The organism is Paracidovorax anthurii (assembly GCF_003269065.1).
In the GTDB taxonomy this organism is placed as follows: Bacteria; Pseudomonadota; Gammaproteobacteria; order Burkholderiales; family Burkholderiaceae_C; genus Paracidovorax; species Paracidovorax anthurii.
In genome coordinates, this window is the sequence record NZ_QLTA01000024.1 from 38,060 (window position 1) to 53,100 (window position 15,041).

The 15,041-nt window shown below is 66.2% G+C and carries 14 protein-coding genes and 1 pseudogene; 7 read left to right on the forward strand and 8 right to left on the reverse strand.

Annotation, left to right across the window (positions count from 1 at the left end):
- Both AX018_RS13135 and AX018_RS13140 read left to right on the forward strand, forming a co-directional pair.
- Entirely contained in the window at positions 1-927 is a 927-nt protein-coding gene (locus AX018_RS13135; RefSeq protein ID WP_170146248.1) for an SDR family oxidoreductase, read from the forward strand.
- Entirely contained in the window at positions 924-1,970 is a 1,047-nt protein-coding gene (locus tag AX018_RS13140) for an oxidoreductase (RefSeq protein WP_111877736.1), read from the forward strand. The genes AX018_RS13135 and AX018_RS13140 overlap by 4 nt, the downstream gene beginning before the upstream one ends.
- A gap of 27 nt (positions 1,971-1,997) precedes the next feature.
- Here the strand turns inward: AX018_RS13140 and AX018_RS13145 are convergent, their stop codons facing one another.
- The 7 genes from AX018_RS13145 to AX018_RS13175 form a co-directional block, all read right to left on the reverse strand.
- Complete coding sequence (locus AX018_RS13145) at positions 1,998-3,245, reverse strand: WavE lipopolysaccharide synthesis family protein (protein ID WP_111877737.1); 1,248 nt, start codon at positions 3,243-3,245, stop codon at positions 1,998-2,000.
- 43 nt (positions 3,246-3,288) lie between these two features.
- Positions 3,289-4,518, reverse strand: coding sequence for an FkbM family methyltransferase (locus AX018_RS13150; protein ID WP_211322429.1), 1,230 nt, complete (start codon positions 4,516-4,518; stop codon positions 3,289-3,291).
- Positions 4,519-4,565: 47 nt separating this feature from the next.
- Positions 4,566-5,231: a NeuD/PglB/VioB family sugar acetyltransferase gene (locus AX018_RS13155; RefSeq protein WP_111877738.1), complete on the reverse strand. Its 666-nt coding sequence runs from the start codon at positions 5,229-5,231 to the stop codon at positions 4,566-4,568.
- Between the two features lie 13 nt (positions 5,232-5,244).
- Entirely contained in the window at positions 5,245-6,009 is a 765-nt protein-coding gene (locus tag AX018_RS13160) for an SDR family NAD(P)-dependent oxidoreductase (protein ID WP_111877739.1), read from the reverse strand.
- Between the two features lie 4 nt (positions 6,010-6,013).
- The gene (locus tag AX018_RS13165) at positions 6,014-7,051 is read right to left on the reverse strand and encodes a ketoacyl-ACP synthase III (protein ID WP_111877740.1); all 1,038 of its coding nucleotides are present in this window, start codon (positions 7,049-7,051) and stop codon (positions 6,014-6,016) included.
- Between the two features lie 6 nt (positions 7,052-7,057).
- Complete coding sequence (locus AX018_RS13170; RefSeq protein WP_111877741.1) at positions 7,058-7,288, reverse strand: acyl carrier protein; 231 nt, start codon at positions 7,286-7,288, stop codon at positions 7,058-7,060.
- Positions 7,289-7,367: 79 nt separating this feature from the next.
- A complete protein-coding gene (locus AX018_RS13175; protein ID WP_111877742.1) occupies positions 7,368-8,597 on the reverse strand; it encodes a flagellin in 1,230 nt (409 codons plus the stop codon).
- 401 nt (positions 8,598-8,998) lie between these two features.
- Between AX018_RS13175 and AX018_RS13180 the strand changes: the two genes are divergently transcribed.
- The 4 genes from AX018_RS13180 to AX018_RS13195 all read left to right on the forward strand — a co-directional run bounded on the left by AX018_RS13180 (position 8,999) and on the right by AX018_RS13195 (position 12,617).
- A complete protein-coding gene (locus AX018_RS13180; RefSeq protein WP_111877743.1) occupies positions 8,999-10,213 on the forward strand; it encodes a flagellin in 1,215 nt (404 codons plus the stop codon).
- A gap of 156 nt (positions 10,214-10,369) precedes the next feature.
- Positions 10,370-11,797 carry a flagellar filament capping protein FliD gene (fliD, locus tag AX018_RS13185; RefSeq protein ID WP_170146249.1) on the forward strand — a complete coding sequence of 476 codons (1,428 nt, stop codon included), beginning with the start codon at positions 10,370-10,372 and terminating at the stop codon, positions 11,795-11,797.
- A 98-nt stretch (positions 11,798-11,895) separates the two neighbouring features.
- The gene (fliS, locus tag AX018_RS13190; RefSeq protein WP_111877771.1) at positions 11,896-12,303 is read left to right on the forward strand and encodes a flagellar export chaperone FliS; all 408 of its coding nucleotides are present in this window, start codon (positions 11,896-11,898) and stop codon (positions 12,301-12,303) included.
- 14 nt (positions 12,304-12,317) lie between these two features.
- Positions 12,318-12,617 carry a flagellar protein FliT gene (locus AX018_RS13195; protein WP_111877745.1) on the forward strand — a complete coding sequence of 100 codons (300 nt, stop codon included), beginning with the start codon at positions 12,318-12,320 and terminating at the stop codon, positions 12,615-12,617.
- Positions 12,618-12,851: 234 nt separating this feature from the next.
- Here the strand turns inward: AX018_RS13195 and fliE are convergent.
- A pseudogene (gene fliE / locus AX018_RS13200) lies at positions 12,852-13,163 on the reverse strand (flagellar hook-basal body complex protein FliE); the annotation flags it as partial.
- Between the two features lie 174 nt (positions 13,164-13,337).
- Between fliE and fliF the strand changes: the two are divergent.
- On the forward strand, positions 13,338-15,032 hold the full coding sequence (gene fliF / locus AX018_RS13205; RefSeq protein WP_111877772.1) for a flagellar basal-body MS-ring/collar protein FliF: 1,695 nt from the start codon (positions 13,338-13,340) through the stop codon (positions 15,030-15,032).
- Positions 15,033-15,041: the final 9 nt, after the last annotated feature.

A 15,041-nucleotide genomic window follows, 5' to 3' on the forward strand; every position in this document is an offset into this window, starting at 1 on the left:
TTGCGTGGCTTCGAGGAATTGTCCGCACTGCAGGGCGCGCGCGTCCTGATCACTGGCGCTGGAGGAATGCTGGGGGGCGCATTCGCCCGGAACCTGGCCGAGCATGTGCCCTCCGCGGTGGTCGCCGCCCTCGACCGCAACGCGTTCGACGTGCGCCAGCGCGAGCAGGCCCGGGCCCTGAGCGCATGGCGGCCGGACATCGTGATCCATTGCGCCGTCTGCTCTGATGTCAATTGGTGCGAGGACCATCCGGACGACGCCGCGCAGGTGCAGCTCGAAGGCGCCCGGCACGTGGCCGAACTGGCCCGGGATTGCGGTGCCCGCTTCTTCTTTCCCCAGACATTCCTGATCTACGACGGCAGCCAGCCGGTGGACGAGACCACGCCCACCCACCCCCTGAGCGCGTACGGCCGGCTGAAGCTGGAGGCCGAGCACATCGTGCTGGACCGGGTGCCGGAGGCCCTCACCGTGCGCATGGGGGGATTTTTCGGGGAGCATGCCCGCGACAAGAATTTCGTCGGCAAGCTGATTCCGCACCTTGCCGGCCTGCTGCGTGCCGGCGTGGAGCGCCTGGAGATCGGGGACCGTGTCTGGCAGCCCACCCTGACGGACGACCTGGCCTACAACAGCCTGCTGCTGCTGGCGCGGGGCGAGACCGGCCGCTTCTGCATGGCGTCCCACGGGCAGGCCTCGTTCTTCGAGTTGGCGCGGGAGATCGCGTGCCAATTGGGGCTGGAGCGTCGCATCGAGATCGTCCGCGTTCCCGCCGAAGCCATGGCCCGCAAGGAGAAGGCCGTACGGCCCGATGCCGTGGTGATGCGCAATGCCGCGCTGCAGGCCCGGGGACTGGACCGCCAGCGCCGCTGGCAGGACAGCCTGGCCGGTTACTTGCACCATTCCTACTTCACCGAGATGTTCGCGCCATGAGCCTGCAACTGTTGAGCCCCTTTGTTCACGACGACGCAGCCGGTCCGATGCGCAACCGCGTGGCCATGGCCGCCATGACCCGTGGCTTTGCCGACGCGGCGCACTGCTGCACGGCGGACATCGCGGCCTACTATGCGCGCCGCGCGGCGGCGGGCGTTTCCCTCATCCTGACGGAGGGCATCGTGATCCACCCCTCGGCGGATGGCTATCGGAATGTGCCCCACCTCCAGACCGACGAGCAGGCCGAGAGCTGGATCCCGGCCATCCGGCAGGTGCAGGAGGCCGGTGGCCGCATCGTGGCGCAGCTCTGGCATTGCGGCCGGATCTCGCACCCGGACTTCACCGGAGGGCTGGCGCCCGTCAGCTCCACGGGGCGGGCCGCGGCCGGCATCAACCGCCAGAACGGGCTGCCGTACGGGCAGCCGCGTGCGCTGCAGGCCTCGGAAATGCCCGGCATCTACCGCCTCTTCGAGGAGGCCGCGCAGCGTGCATTGCACGTGGGCTTCGACGGCGTGCAGATCCATATGGGCCACGGGTACCTGATCGACCAGTTCCTGGATGCCCGCGTCAACGACCGGACCGATGCCTATGGCGGTTCGGTGGAGAACCGCTGCCGCATCGTGCTGGAACTGGTGGAGCGCCTGCTGCCTATCTGCGGGCCGCGGCGCCTGATGATCCGCCTGTCGCCCTCGCGGATGATGGGCGGGCTCCACGAGTGGCCGGACCTCGACGGCATGCTGGCCTACCTCATTCCCCGGCTGGACCGGCTGGGCCTGCGGCAACTGGACATCAGCTGCGCGGATGCGCCCTATGCCGAGACCTCGGGCAAGATCGTCCGGCGCATCCGGCCGCTCTGGCCCCACTTCCTGATCGGCGGGGCTTCGCTGTCCGCGGAGGATGCCGAAAGAGAAATTCGGGACGGCCTGCTGGACATGGTCACCTGGGGGCGGGCCATCCTGGCGAATCCGGATTTCGTGCGCCGGCTGGAGCGCGAGGAGGCGCTGGCGCCTATGACGCCCGAGTTGCGCGCGGTGCTGTACTGACCGGGCCTCCCCGCGGCCAGTCGGCCTTCAGCCGACGCGGCCGCCGAAGAATTCCGCGATCGTGAAGTTCTGCGCGCTCTCCTCGCGCGCCTGCTGCATGGCCGAGGGGAGGTCCGCATAGACCTCCTGCCACCACTCGGGGGTTCCCACGAATCCCTTGTTGAGCGTCAGGTTGAACAGCGGAATGCTCTTGAACGACAGGACATCGACGTATTCATCCATCGGCACCAGGTGGTTCGCGGCGAACCGGTAGCCATCGGCGAGATCCTGCGCCGGCTCGCCCAGTTTCCGGGCCAGGCTCTGCCACAGCAGGCACTCGACGGCGGCCTTCTGGATTTGTTGATAGTGCTCGTCGGTGCGGTGCTGTATTTCGGCCGCGCCGCGCATGTCCTCCGGCAGCGACCAGAGTGCGCACATGTCCTGCGTGCGGCTCACCAGAAATCGCTCGGAGAAGTGGAACGGCACCTGCTTCCAGGAGGAATGCGCCAGGAAGCCGAATTTCCCGGCATTCTTGCTGCCGTCGTCGAACAGCTCTTCGACGGCCCTGTACAGCGAGCCGGTGATCACCGTGTCGCTGCGCGTGCGCACGGAATACGGCACGCCCACCTCGGCCAGATGCCGGGCGCCGGCCTTGGCCGAGCGGATGATGGCATTGCGGCTGTCCACCATGGCCTGGGGCTGCGGGAGCGTCAGGATCTCGTCCACCCAGGGGCGGCATGCGTCGAGGCTGGCGGCGGACTGGTGGTCCCAGGTGACCAGGCACAAATGGGCTTCGGGGCAGGCCAGCCGTTGCCAGGCGAGCGCCATCGGCGTGTAGGAGAAGATCGGGCCTTGCACGAAGATGCCGAGCGAGGGGGGCTTGGGCGGCGGGCTGCGCTTCAGGGACAGCCCGCTGAACACCCGGGAAAAAGCCTGCAGCTGGTCGATGTCTCCATGGCGATTGCTGTGGATGAGCGCCGGCACGCAGCGGTAGTCGCCCCACAGATTGCGGATCTGGTTCATGATCTCCGCGGAGTGCGCCGCGAAGATCACGACCAGCACCTGGTCGTGCGGCTCCTGCATCAGCGCTTCGGGGCTCTTGACGTCCACTCCGTGGATGCGCTTTCCCTGGTTGGCCGGGAAGGGGCACACCGTGTATTCCACGGGCAGGCCCAGCAGCGGGTAGTAGTCCGTGAAGGCCTGGCCGCCCCCCCAGCCGATCAGGCGGACCCTGGCCGGATCGATGTCCGGATACTTCAACAACGCGCGGTCGATGCCGCCCCGGATCTTGGCCATCCTGCTTTGTCCTGCCTGGTGAGTAGAGTGTTGGAGCGCTGCCTCAGCGATAGAAGTACAGGCACGTATCCCAGCGATCCTCGGTGTGGTGCTGCAGCCCGATCGAGTAGCCCGGAGCGATGGCGTCCACCAGCGCCGGGATGTCCAGCAGGTCGGTCGCGCGGTGGTAGGCAGAGATCGCCATCTTGGGCAGGCCGGCCCGGATGGCGGACTGCGCGCCCCGCAGGGCCGGGAGTTCGAACCCCTCGATGTCCATCTTGATGAGCGTGGGTGGCGCATCGATGATGTCGTCGATGCGCCGGATGCGCACGGGCTCCAGCGGCGCGTTCGGATCGACGGCGATGCTGCCGCCATGCCCGCCGAGGTGGTGGAACGGGGCTTCCGCGTCGCTTTCCCCGACCGCGAAGGGGTGCAGCGAAATCCTGGATTCGAGTGCCGTGCCCGCGTAGCCCTGCTGCAGCTTGCGCAGCACCTCGAGGTTCAGCCGGTCGGGTTCGATCATCCAGGAGTGCCCGATCCGGTCGCCCGTGATCCCCAGCAGTCCCGTGGTGGATTCGCCGATGGAGGCGCCGCAATCGACGAATCTCTCCTGGTCCGAGAAGGTCAGCAGGCCCGAGCGGAAGTAGAGCGTCGTGTAGGGCCGCGCGATGGTCAGGTACCACTCGGGGTTGCAGCTCAGGTGGAACATCAGCACGCTGCGCAGCGTGTCCACGGAGTGAGGATTCGCCAGCCGCTGTTCCAGTGCCAGGAATTCGTCGAATCGGCCGCTGATGGTGGGGCCCCAGTCCGCCGTGCGGTAGTCCACCACGCCATTCATGCCGAAGAGCCGGGTCACCTGCTCGTGGTTCAGGTGGGCGATGCCGTGGTGGGTGCAAAGGCGGTCGAAGAAGCGCCGGGAATAGTCCGTCCGGCAGCAGTTGATGGCGATGATGTCCGGATCCTCGCGCAGCATCGCCAGGAATCGCTCCGTGGAGATGATGTCCACGCCGTAGTACGGCTCGCCGCTTTCGTACTTGAAGTCATCGACCACGCCCAGGGCCCAGCCCTTGTCGCGGGTGGCCCGAATGAACACTTCCGCGAAGGTCTTGGTTCCCAGAAGAATGAAGCGCGTCTGCTCTCCGCGCCGGGCAAAGATCTCGCGCGCCTGCTCGGGAATGCAGAAGTGCGGGTCGCGGCGGTAGAGCGCGAGCATCTCCAGCAGGGCTTCCTGCGGATCGAAGCGGCCCAGATTGATGCGGCTGACCAGCGTGCCGGGGAGGAAGGATGGGTTCATGGATGCCATGGGGTCACGGGCCTCGCCGGGGCCCTGCGTTTCCGTGTTCAGTTCCACGAAAAGCGCCGGGCCGGGTTGCCCATGATGGTGACATTGGAGGGAATGCGGCCGTACACCACGCTGCCCGCGCCCACCTTGACGTTGTCGCCGATGACCGTGCCGCTGGTGATGACGCAATTGGGATGGATCGTCACGAAATTGCCGATCTTCGCGCCTCCACTGATGGAGCAGTGGCTGTTGATCTGGCACCAGTCGCCGATGCGGGCGTCGTGCCCGATGACGGTGTATTCCTGGACGCAGACGAAGTCGCCGATCTGCACGTCCACCGAAATGCCGACCCGGGGGCCGATGATGCAGCCCCGGCCGATGCGGGCATGCCGCGTCACATGCGCCTGGGGATGCACGACCGTGGCGAAATCCACATTGTGGACGGTGCGCAGCGCCTCCGTGTATTGGTGCCGGGCCGCTGGATCGCCCAGGGCCGCCATGAAGACGTCGCCATCCACCGGAACATAGGTGAGCGGATCGCCCACGATGCCGATCGAGCGCTGCATGCCGTCCAGCACCGACGCCCGGGAGTCCAGGAAGCCCTTGGGGCGGAAGAGGGGGTTGTCGTCTTCGATGTAGGTCAGCACCTCGCGGCCGAAGCCGCCAGCCCCCACGATGAGCAGATTGCGTTGGGCCGTCGCCGTGTCCGAGGAAGAAAGTGGCATGGGGCGCGGCCTGTCAGCTGATCGTGAGCCCGCCGTCCATGACCAGCGTCGTGCCGGTGACCCAGCGGCTGGCCTCGGACAGCAGGAACACGGCGGCATTCGCCACATCGTCGGGCCGGCCGAACCCGAGCGGATAGTTGCCGCGCTCCTGCTCCATGGAGCCTACGAGCGCCGCGGTGGCATCCAGCAGCGGAGTCTCGACCAGCGCGGGCGACAGGCAATTGGCCCGGATGCCCCGCTTCACGACTTCCATGGCGAGGCAGCGCACCATCGCGATCAAGGCCGCCTTGGTGCCAGAGTACGCAGCCACCCCGGGCACGCCGATGTGCGCGGCGATCGAAGCGATGAACACCATCGAGCCGCCCGGGGCGACCAGGCTGCGCTTGAGGAGCGCCTGCGTCAGCAGCATGGGGGCATCGACGTTGATGCCCTGCACTTCGCGCAGATGCTGCTCGGTCATCATGCGCACCGGCGCCAGCCGCGAAATGCCCGCGCTGTGCACTACGCCGTTCACCGGGGCCGTGCCCAGTGCATCGATCAGCGCGGCCCGGTCCGCCGCCTGGGTCAGGTCGGCGCGCACCATCCGGTGCTCGGCACCGGAGGCGGCCAGCAGGGCTTCCTGCGTGCGCTCCAGCCGTGCCGCATCGCGGCCCACGCCGATGACGCTGGCTCCCATGCGTGCGCACGCCACGGCGATCGCGTGGCCGAGGCCCGAGGTGGCGCCGGTGACGAGGATGCGCCGCCCCGTCAGGTGGAAGGGGGTGTTCGTGGAGTCCATGGGGTCAGGATTCCAGTACCGCAGGGAAACGGGCCCCGGAGATGTCCAGGATGCAGGTGCCCCAGGACAGGCCGATGCCGAAGCCGCTCAGCAGCAACTTGTGCGATCCGCTCTCCAGGATGTCGTGCAGCCGGGCCGTCATCGTCACCGGCAGCGTCGCGCCGCTGGTATTGCCGTAGTCGGCCAGCGTGGAGGGGACTTTTTCCGTGGGCAGCCCCAGCTTCTTGCGGATGGTCTCGTTGATCATCCGGTTGGCTTGGTGGAAGACGAAATAGTCCACGTCGTCCTTGGAAACGCCTGCGTACTGGAGTGTTTGCTCCACCGCCGGCGGCACTCTCTGGGTCGAGAAGCTGAGCACGGCCGGCCCGTCGAGGAGCAGCCGGTCGGGCCACTGAAGCTCGTCGTCCTCGTCGCGTGTCGGAATGCTGTGGTGGAACGCATAGGGCTCCCGGTGGCCCCCCACCGGCTTGATGATCGCCTTGTGCCCGCTGCCGTCGCTGTTGAGGTTGAAGTACATCGGCGCCGCGCCGGAGTGGAACTCCAGGGCGGTGGCGGTACCGGCGTCGGAGAAGAGAGGGTCCCGCTCGCTGGCCGAGCGGTCGCCCACCAGCAAGAGCCCCTTCTTGACCGTGCCCGCGGAAATCATGCTGCCCAGCAGGTGCAGCCCGAAGGGATAGCCCGAGCAGCCCAGATTCACGTCGAATGCGATCGTGGCGTGCGGCAGTCCCAGGCGGTCCTGCAGGATGATGGCGGTCGAGGGGATCGGGTAGTCCGGGGATTGCGTGATGACGATGAGCGCGTCCACCTCCTCGCGGGACCATTGCAGGGTCTTCAGCAGCTTCTCGGTGGCGTCGAACGCCAGATCGGAGAAGCACTGCCACGAGGCGCACAGCCGGCGCTGCTGGATGCCGATGTTGCGCACCAGCCGTTCCCGCTCGGAGCGCATCCGGGGTGGGCAGTCTTCCAGGTTGGAGAGCACGCGCTTGGGCACGCACGTGGTCATGCCCGCGAAGCGCACGTTGTGCAGGGTGGACAGGCCCATGGCGCGTTATCCCAGCAGCTTGTACAGGTCCGTGACCGTGACGCAGTTCTTGATGTCGTCGCCCACGATGGTCTTCCCGAACTCCACGTCGAACATCACGATGACGCCCAGGGCGGCGAGCGAGTCCCACTCCGGCAGGGCGCGCAGCTCGGTCTCCGGGGTGACTTCCACCGGCTCCTGGAAGTCGACGGCCGTGAGAAAGCTCTCGATGAATTGCTCGATGGAAGGCGAAGACATGCGTACTCCAAAATAAAAAATGCCGCTGAGGCCAATTGATCGGTCCTGAGCGGCAGTGTATTAGCGTCTGGATACGTTTTCAGCCTTGGAGCAGCTTCAAAACCTGTTGGGGCAACTGGTTGGCCTGGGCCACCATGGCGGTGCCGGCCTGCTGCAGGATCTGCGTGCGCGACAGGTTCGCGGTTTCCTTGGCGAAATCGGCGTCCATGATGCGGCCGCGCGCCGCCGACATGTTCTCGGCCTGGATGTCGATGTTGGCGATGGCGCTCTCGAAGCGGCTCTGCAGGGCGCCCAGGTCGGCACGGGCCGAGTTCACCTGGTCGATGGCGCTGTCGATCTTCTTAAGGGCGATCCACGCATCCTTCTGCGTATCGATGTTGACCGTGTCGATGCCCTTCTGGGCGGTGCCGGTCGCGGCGGTGAGCGTGGGAGCGGTGAAGCCCGTGTCGGCCACCGAGAAGCCCGTGAACGTCACGGTGGCGGGAACCGGGGGCGTGCCGTCGGTGAGTTTGCCCGAGGCGAACTCCAGGTCGTAGGTGCCGTCGTCCTTCTTGGTCAGGAAGGCCGTGACGCCCGTGTCGGCCGACTTGTTGTTGATGGCGCTCATGATCTGGCCCATGCGCTCCACGCCCGAGCCGGCCGCCTTGATCGCGCCCAGGTCGATCGTTGTGGACGTGCTGCCCATGTTCACGGCGATGGTCAGGGTGCCGGCCGGGATGGCCGTGTTGAAGCCCGTGATGGTCGTGTCGGACGCGTCCACCGAGATGGCGGTGGCCGTGCTCGAATAGCTGATGTTCGCCAGGCCGGAGGAGCGGGTGTCGGCCAGGGAGCCCAGCGTGACGTTGTCGCCCGAGTTGGCGCCCACCTGGAACAGCGCGCCGGCGAAGCTGCCGTCGAGGATCTTCTGGCCGTTGAAGGTCGTCTGCTTGGACACCCGGTCGATTTCGTCGGTGAGCTGCTTGACTTCCGCCTGGAGCGCGGTGCGGTCGGCCTTGCTGTTGGTGGCGTTGCTGGCCTGCACGGCGAGTTCGCGCATGCGCTGCAGCATGTCGCCCACCTTGCCCAGGGCGCCTTCGGCCGTCTGCGCCAGCGAGATGCCGTCGTTGGCGTTGCGGGAGGCGACGGCCAGGCCGCGCACCTGGGTGTTCATGCGCTCGGCGATGGCCAGACCCGCAGCATCGTCCTTGGCGCTGTTCACGCGCACGCCGGACGAGAGGCGCTGCATGGACGTGGCGAGCGACGATTGGGAAAGGCTCAGATTGCGCTGCGCGTTGATGGAGGCGATGTTGGTGTTGATGGTCGAGGCCATTGCGGAACTCCTTCGCTAAAGGGATGGGCACTGCTGCCGTGCCAAGGACACACCACCGTCTGCGGGCAACCCTAGCGTTGGAAGGAATTCTGCGAGTCCCCTGTTTTTGTGGAGTGGCGAAAAAAGGGCGGAAAACCAGCCATATCGTTCGTTGCGCTGAAGCAACACGTCGGCGCAAGGCGGCCGGGGCGGGAGTTTGTAAGAAATATTTGCACGCGAACGCTCAAGTTCCCGCCGGGCCGCCCGATAACCCAAGCAACAGGTTCACACAAGCGAATTTGTTGACCGGCAAGCGATGGATGGGTTCACGTGACTGCCGCCCCGGTCTTGGCTGCTGGCCCTCATGGCTGGCGTTGTGATCGGCGGCTTAGCCGGAATTTAGCAATCAAGGAGCGTTTCAAATGGCTACTACCATCAACACGAACATCGCCTCTCTCAATGCCCAGCGCAATCTGGGTATGTCGCAATCGTCGCTCACCACGTCCATGGCGCGCCTCTCGTCCGGCCTGCGCATTACCAGCGCCAAGGACGACGCGGCGGGGTCGTCTATCGAGCAGCGTATGAATAGCCAGATCAGGGGCCTGGCCGTGGCCGGCCGCAATGCCAACGACGGCATCTCGCTGGCGCAGACGGCCGAAGGCGCCCTGGGCAAGGTGGGCGACATGCTGCAGCGCATGCGTGAACTCGCTGTGCAGTCCAGCAACGCCACCAACAGCAAGAAGGACCGCGAGGCCCTGCAATCCGAAGTGAAGCAGCTCTCGGACGAAATCGACCGCGTGGCCAAGCAGACCAGCTTCAACGGCCAGAAGATCCTCGACGGCAGCTTCGCCGGCGCGCTGTTCCAGGTGGGTGCCAACTCGGGCGAAAACATCACCGTGGGCGCCCTGACGAACTCCTCCGCATCCGGCCTGTCCAACATCGACTATTCCACCGGCAGTGTGACCTCCATCAATGCCAGCGACACGACGATCACGGGCTTCGGCACGGAAATCGCCTCGGGCAGCATGACCATCCAGGTGGGCTCGGCTTCCGCGATCGACCTGGGCACCATCAAGGCTGCGGGCTCCGGCGTGGAACGCCTGGGCCAGGTGGTTTCGGCGATCAACAACAAGTCGGCCGACACCGGCGTCACGGCCTTCATGACCAAGAAGGACGACGGCACCTACGACCTGGAGTTCGCATCGTCGAAGCTCAACAATGCGACGCCGCCGGTGCCGGAGACGATCACGTTCACGGGCTTCTCGGTGGCCAACAACGGCTTCGCCGCCCCCACGCTCACCGCTGCGGCCGGCACCGACAAGAAGGGCATCGACACGGTCACCGTGGCAACGCAGAAGGATGCGTGGGTGGCGCTCAAGAAGATCGACAGCGCCATCGACCAGGTGAACTCGGCCCGTGCCGACCTGGGCGCCCTGCAGAGCCGCTTCGAGAACTCGGTGGGCAACATCGACATCCAGGCGGAAAACCTCTCCGCATCGCGCGGCCGCATCGTGGATGCCGACTTCGCCAAGGAAACCGCGAACCTGTCGCGCACGCAGATCCTGCAACAGGCCGGCACCGCCATGGTGGCCCAAGCCAACCAGCTGCCGCAAGGGGTCTTGTCCCTGCTGCGTTAAGCAGTGGCTTATAAGGGGTAGCGGCCGGGGCCGGCCCCTTGCTAAGCGGCGACAGGGCGGCTCCTGTGGCCGCTTTTCCCGCTTTTGGAACGGGAAGGTTCTTGCCAGAATCGCGTTTCATCAATGACGGCGGGCTTTCTGCCCAGGGAGATGAACATGGCCACCATTAGCTCGATCGGGGTCGGCAGCGGACTGAATGTCGAGGACATTATTACCAAGACCATTGCGCTGGAGAAACAGCCGCTCACGAAGCTGCAGGCGACGGCCAGTTCCATCCAGACCAAGATCTCGACCTATTCGCAGATCAAGTCCCTCGTTTCCACCCTCTCCGACGCGGCGTCCAAGCTCACGCGCGACAGCGCCTGGAACGGCATGGCGGTCACATCGTCCAACAGCGATGCCGTGTCGGTGTCGGTGTCGGGCATCGCGAGCGCATCTTCTTTCTCGATGAGCGTGCAGCAGCTCTCGCGTGCCCAGTCGGTCGCGTCCTCGGTCGTGACCAAGGATTCCGCCGTGGGCGCCGGGACCATGGCCATCCAGCTGGGCACCTGGAATTCCACCGCGAATCCGCCCACCTTCGCGGCGGGCTCCGCTGCGGCGTTCAATGTCTCCGTGTCGGCCACCGACACGATGACCTCCATCGCCACCAAGATCAACGAGGCTGGCGGCGGCGTGACCGCCACCGTGCTGCGCGATGCCTCGGGCGAGCGCCTGATGCTGCGCTCCAATACCACGGGCGAGGAGTCCGGCTTCCGTGTCCAGGTGACGGAGGATTCCTCATCGCCCGGCCTCTCCAAGCTCGCGTTCGATCCGCAGTCGTCGGCCGGCACGGGCATGGCCGGCAATGCGATCCAGTACGCGCAGAACGCGCAGGCCAAGATCAATGGCATCAGCGTCACGTCCAAGACCAATGTCTTCGCCGAAGCGATTCCCGGCTTGACGCTGACGGCCGCCAAGGTCACGACGGAGGACGTGGAAATCTCGTCCAAGGCGGACACGGCGACCATGAAGAAGAACATCCAGGACTTCGTGGATGCGTACAACGCCGTCAACGACCTGCTGGGCAGTGTCACCAAGTACGACAGCGACACGAAGACCGCCGGCGTGCTGCAGGGCGATGGCACGACCGTGGGGCTGCAGAACACGCTGCGCGCGGCCATGACCACCGCCACGGGCGGCACGGCAGCCCTCCAGACCCTCTCGGACTTCGGCATCGAGATGCAGCGGGGGGGCAAGCTCAACGTGGATGCGACCAAGCTCGACACGGCGCTCAAGACACCCGATACGCTCAAGACCTTCTTCGCGGCGGACCCCGCGTCCGGCGGTACCAGCACGGGCCTGGGTGTGCGCATCAAGTCGCTGACCTCCAGCATGCTGGCCTTCGATGGCCTGATGAACAACAAGACCGATGCGCTGAACGCCGAGGTCGATCGCAACACCGCAGACCAGGACAAGGTGAACAAGCGCGCCGATACCGTGGAAAAGCGCATGCGTGCCCAGTACACGGCGCTCGACACGCAGATGGCCAGCATCTCGTCGCTGAGCACCTACATGACGCAGCAGATCGCGAAGTGGAATGCCTGACCCCATGGTCCGCAGCCTGGCTTCATCCCGCACAGAATGCCCTTGAGTTCTCCCCACATCTGCCGATAAAGAAGGTAAGCAGCATGAAGGAGTCCTCGATGTATACGCCAGTCAGTTCCCGCGCAGCCTCGGTCTATCGTCAGGTGGGCGTCCAGTCCAGCGTGGACGGCGCATCGCCGCACCAGCTGATCCAGATGCTCTTCGAGGGCCTGATGCAGTCGCTCAATGCCGCGCGCGGCTCCATGCAGCGCGGCGAGGTGGAGGAAAAGGGGCGGCACCTCGGCAAGGCCGTCCGCATCCTGGAAGAGGGCCTGAAGGGAGGGCTCAGCCCCATGGGTGGCGAGCTGTCCGTGAACCTGCGCTCCCTCTACGACTATTGCGTCGGTCGCCTGACCATGGCCAACCTGCGCAATGACGTGTCCCTGGTGGAGGAAGTGGTCAACCTGATTGTCCCCGTGGCACAGGGCTGGAGCGAGATCGGCCTGGAGACGCGCCGCTCGACCTGAGGGGAGTAAGAGAAATGTCCAATATGCTCATCGACTATTACAAAGCCATCGAAGACAGCAGCGCCCGGATGCTGGAGGCGGCCAGACTGAAGGACTGGGACGAGGTCGTGCGCTGCGAGGGGGCCTGCGCGGTCCTGATCGAGCAGCTTCGCTTCCAGTCCCAGGACCAGGAACTGCTGCCGGAGCACCGCCGCGAGAAGACCCGCATCATGCAGCGCATCCTGCGCAACGACGCCCAGATCCGCTGCCTGGCCGAGCCCTGGCTCGCGCAGTTCGAGCACCTGTTCGACCGCCAGCCCGTGATCGTTCACTGACCCGGCCGCACGGGCGGCACCCCGGTGGTGGCCGGGCCTGTCGGGAGCCCCTGGCCGGCAAAGGAAAAAGCCTCGCACCCTTTCATGGGGTGCGAGGCTTTTTTTTTGGCGTGAGGCGGCTTATCTTGGAAGGATTGGGGAAGAAATACCCTCCATGTCGCCGTATTTTCTATCTTGTTTGCTATTAAAAAGTGAGTTTTCCAGCTGCTGCCCCGGCGTGGACTCGGGGGGGCAGACCTGCATGTTCATGATGTCGGTATAGGCCTGCACCATCCGGTTGCGCACGTGCAGGGTGGCCTGGAAGCCGACCTGGGCCTTCTGGATGGCGACCATGGTTTCCTCCAGGCTGACGGCGGGGTTCTCCATCTGCACTTCCTGCTGCAGGTTGGAGGCGCGGTTCTGGGCGGCGCTGACCGACTGCAGCGCGCCCTTGAGCGCGGAGGAAAAGCCGACGTCCTGCCCGGAGGCCTCCGGGGCGGCCGTGGCACGGCGCGCCAGGCCGGCGCCCGTGAGGGGGGCTGTGGAGCTGGAGATGCGGAGGTCCATGGCGGTTCGCGGGAGGGTTTCGGGATGGTGCAATCCTAGGCGTGCGCCGCCGGGGCATCCTGGGGAATAAATGGGAAAACGGGGGGCTTATCCGGGCGCCGGGCGGGGCGGGGGCGCCCAATAATCGCGGCACGCCAGACTCCGTGTGCCGTGTCGGCCCTCTTGGAAAGCACCATGTCCGCAGTCGCCGAAATCCCCGTTGCTCCTCCTTCCAGCCCCGGCGCTCCCTCGCTGCTGCAGCGCTTTTCCGCGCTCGACCGCGCGAAGCGCCTGCGGTTCGGGGTGGGTGTGGCGCTGCTCGTGGCGGCCGTGATCGCGGCCGTGGTGTTCAACCGCCAGCCCGACTACAAGGTGCTGTTCGCCAACCTGAACGACAAGGACGGCGGTGCCATCGTGGCCCAGCTCTCCACGATGAACGTGCCCTACAAGTACGCGGAAGGCGGCGGCGCGATCCTGGTGCCCGCCGAGCGCGTGCACGATGTGCGCCTGCGGCTGGCCACGCAGGGGCTGCCCAAGGGCTCGGTGACCGGCTTCGAGCTGATGGAAACCAACCGCTTCGGCGTGACCCAGTTCCAGGAGCGGCTCAACTTCCAGCGTGGCCTGGAGGGCGAGCTGACCCGCTCCATCCAGGCCCTGTCGTCGGTGCAGAGTGCCCGCGTGCACCTGGCCCTGCCCAACCAGAACGGCTTCTTCCGCGAGCAGCAGAAGCCCTCGGCCTCCGTGCTGCTGAGCCTCTACCCCGGCCGTTTCCTCGACCGCGCCCAGCTCGCCGGCATCGTGCACCTGGTGGCCTCCAGCGTGCCCGAGATGGCGCCCTCGGCCGTCAGCGTGCTCGACGACTCGGGCAAGCTGCTGTCGCAATCGCCCGATTCGGCCGCCGGCAACAATACCGATGCCCAGCAGCTGTCCTACGTGCAGCAGATCGAGCAGCAGTACACCCGGCGAATCCTCGACATCCTGGAGCCCGTGGTCGGCAAGAACAACGTGAAGGCCCAGGTGACCGCCGAGGTGGATTTCACCCAGACGGAGCAGACCTCCGAGCAGCACCGCCCCAACCAGACCCCCGACAGCAGCGCCGTGCGCAGCCAGCAGGTCGTCGAGAGCTCGGGCAACCAGGGCAACCAGCCGCCCAGCGGCGTGCCGGGCGCGGCCAGCAACCAGCCCCCCCAGCCTTCGACCGCCCCGATCAACGGCGCCAACCCCGCCCCCAACGCCGGCAACGGCCAGCAGGGGCAGGCCGTGGGTTCCAAGCGCGAGTCCATCACCAACTATGAGGTGGACAAGACCGTGCGCGTGACCCGGGCCGGCAGCGGCGCCATCAAGCGCGTGAGCGCGGCCGTGGTGGTCAACTACCAGGCCGTGGCGGAAGGTTCCGGCAGGCCTCCGGTCGCCAAGGCCCTCACGCCCGAGCAGCTCGAACAGATGACGGCCCTAGTGCGCGAGACCATCGGCTACAGCAAGGACCGCGGCGACTCGGTGAACATCATGAACACCCAGTTCCTGGTGGACAACACGCCGGCCGTGGAGCTGCCCCTGTGGAAGCAGCCCGAGGTGATCGAGCTGGCCAAGAGCCTGGGCTGGCCCGTGGGCATGTCGCTGTTCGCCGCCCTGGTGCTGCTGGGGCTGGTGCGTCCCGCCATCAAGGGCATGAACGCGCCGAGCGCAGCGCCCGCCGTGGCGCAGCGCCGGCAGGTGGACGCGATCGAGGCCGACCAGCCCGAGCGTCCGGCGCTGGCCGCGCCCTCGAAGCCGGAAGACCTCATCCAGACCCCCGAGCAACTGCGCCTGGACGAGGCGCGCGTGCTGGCCAAGGGCAATCCGATGGCCGTGGCCAATATCCTGAAGACCTGGGTGAATGGCGACGCTTGAAACGCGCGC

Excerpts from the sequence above, each read along its gene's own strand:
- AX018_RS13140 (WP_111877736.1), top strand. The coding sequence starts at position 924 with ATGAGCCTGCAACTGTTGAGCCCCTTTGTTCACGACGACGCAGCCGGT.
- AX018_RS13145 (WP_111877737.1), bottom strand. The coding sequence starts at position 3,245 with ATGGCCAAGATCCGGGGCGGCATCGACCGCGCGTTGTTGAAGTATCCG.
- AX018_RS13150 (WP_211322429.1), bottom strand. The coding sequence starts at position 4,518 with ATGAACCCATCCTTCCTCCCCGGCACGCTGGTCAGCCGCATCAATCTG.
- AX018_RS13155 (WP_111877738.1), bottom strand. The coding sequence starts at position 5,231 with ATGCCACTTTCTTCCTCGGACACGGCGACGGCCCAACGCAATCTGCTC.
- AX018_RS13160 (WP_111877739.1), bottom strand. The coding sequence starts at position 6,009 with ATGGACTCCACGAACACCCCCTTCCACCTGACGGGGCGGCGCATCCTC.
- AX018_RS13165 (WP_111877740.1), bottom strand. The coding sequence starts at position 7,051 with ATGGGCCTGTCCACCCTGCACAACGTGCGCTTCGCGGGCATGACCACG.
- AX018_RS13170 (WP_111877741.1), bottom strand. The coding sequence starts at position 7,288 with ATGTCTTCGCCTTCCATCGAGCAATTCATCGAGAGCTTTCTCACGGCC.
- AX018_RS13175 (WP_111877742.1), bottom strand. The coding sequence starts at position 8,597 with ATGGCCTCGACCATCAACACCAACATCGCCTCCATCAACGCGCAGCGC.
- AX018_RS13180 (WP_111877743.1), top strand. The coding sequence starts at position 8,999 with ATGGCTACTACCATCAACACGAACATCGCCTCTCTCAATGCCCAGCGC.
- fliD (WP_170146249.1), top strand. The coding sequence starts at position 10,370 with ATGGCCACCATTAGCTCGATCGGGGTCGGCAGCGGACTGAATGTCGAG.
- fliS (WP_111877771.1), top strand. The coding sequence starts at position 11,896 with ATGTATACGCCAGTCAGTTCCCGCGCAGCCTCGGTCTATCGTCAGGTG.
- AX018_RS13195 (WP_111877745.1), top strand. The coding sequence starts at position 12,318 with ATGTCCAATATGCTCATCGACTATTACAAAGCCATCGAAGACAGCAGC.
- fliF (WP_111877772.1), top strand. The coding sequence starts at position 13,338 with ATGTCCGCAGTCGCCGAAATCCCCGTTGCTCCTCCTTCCAGCCCCGGC.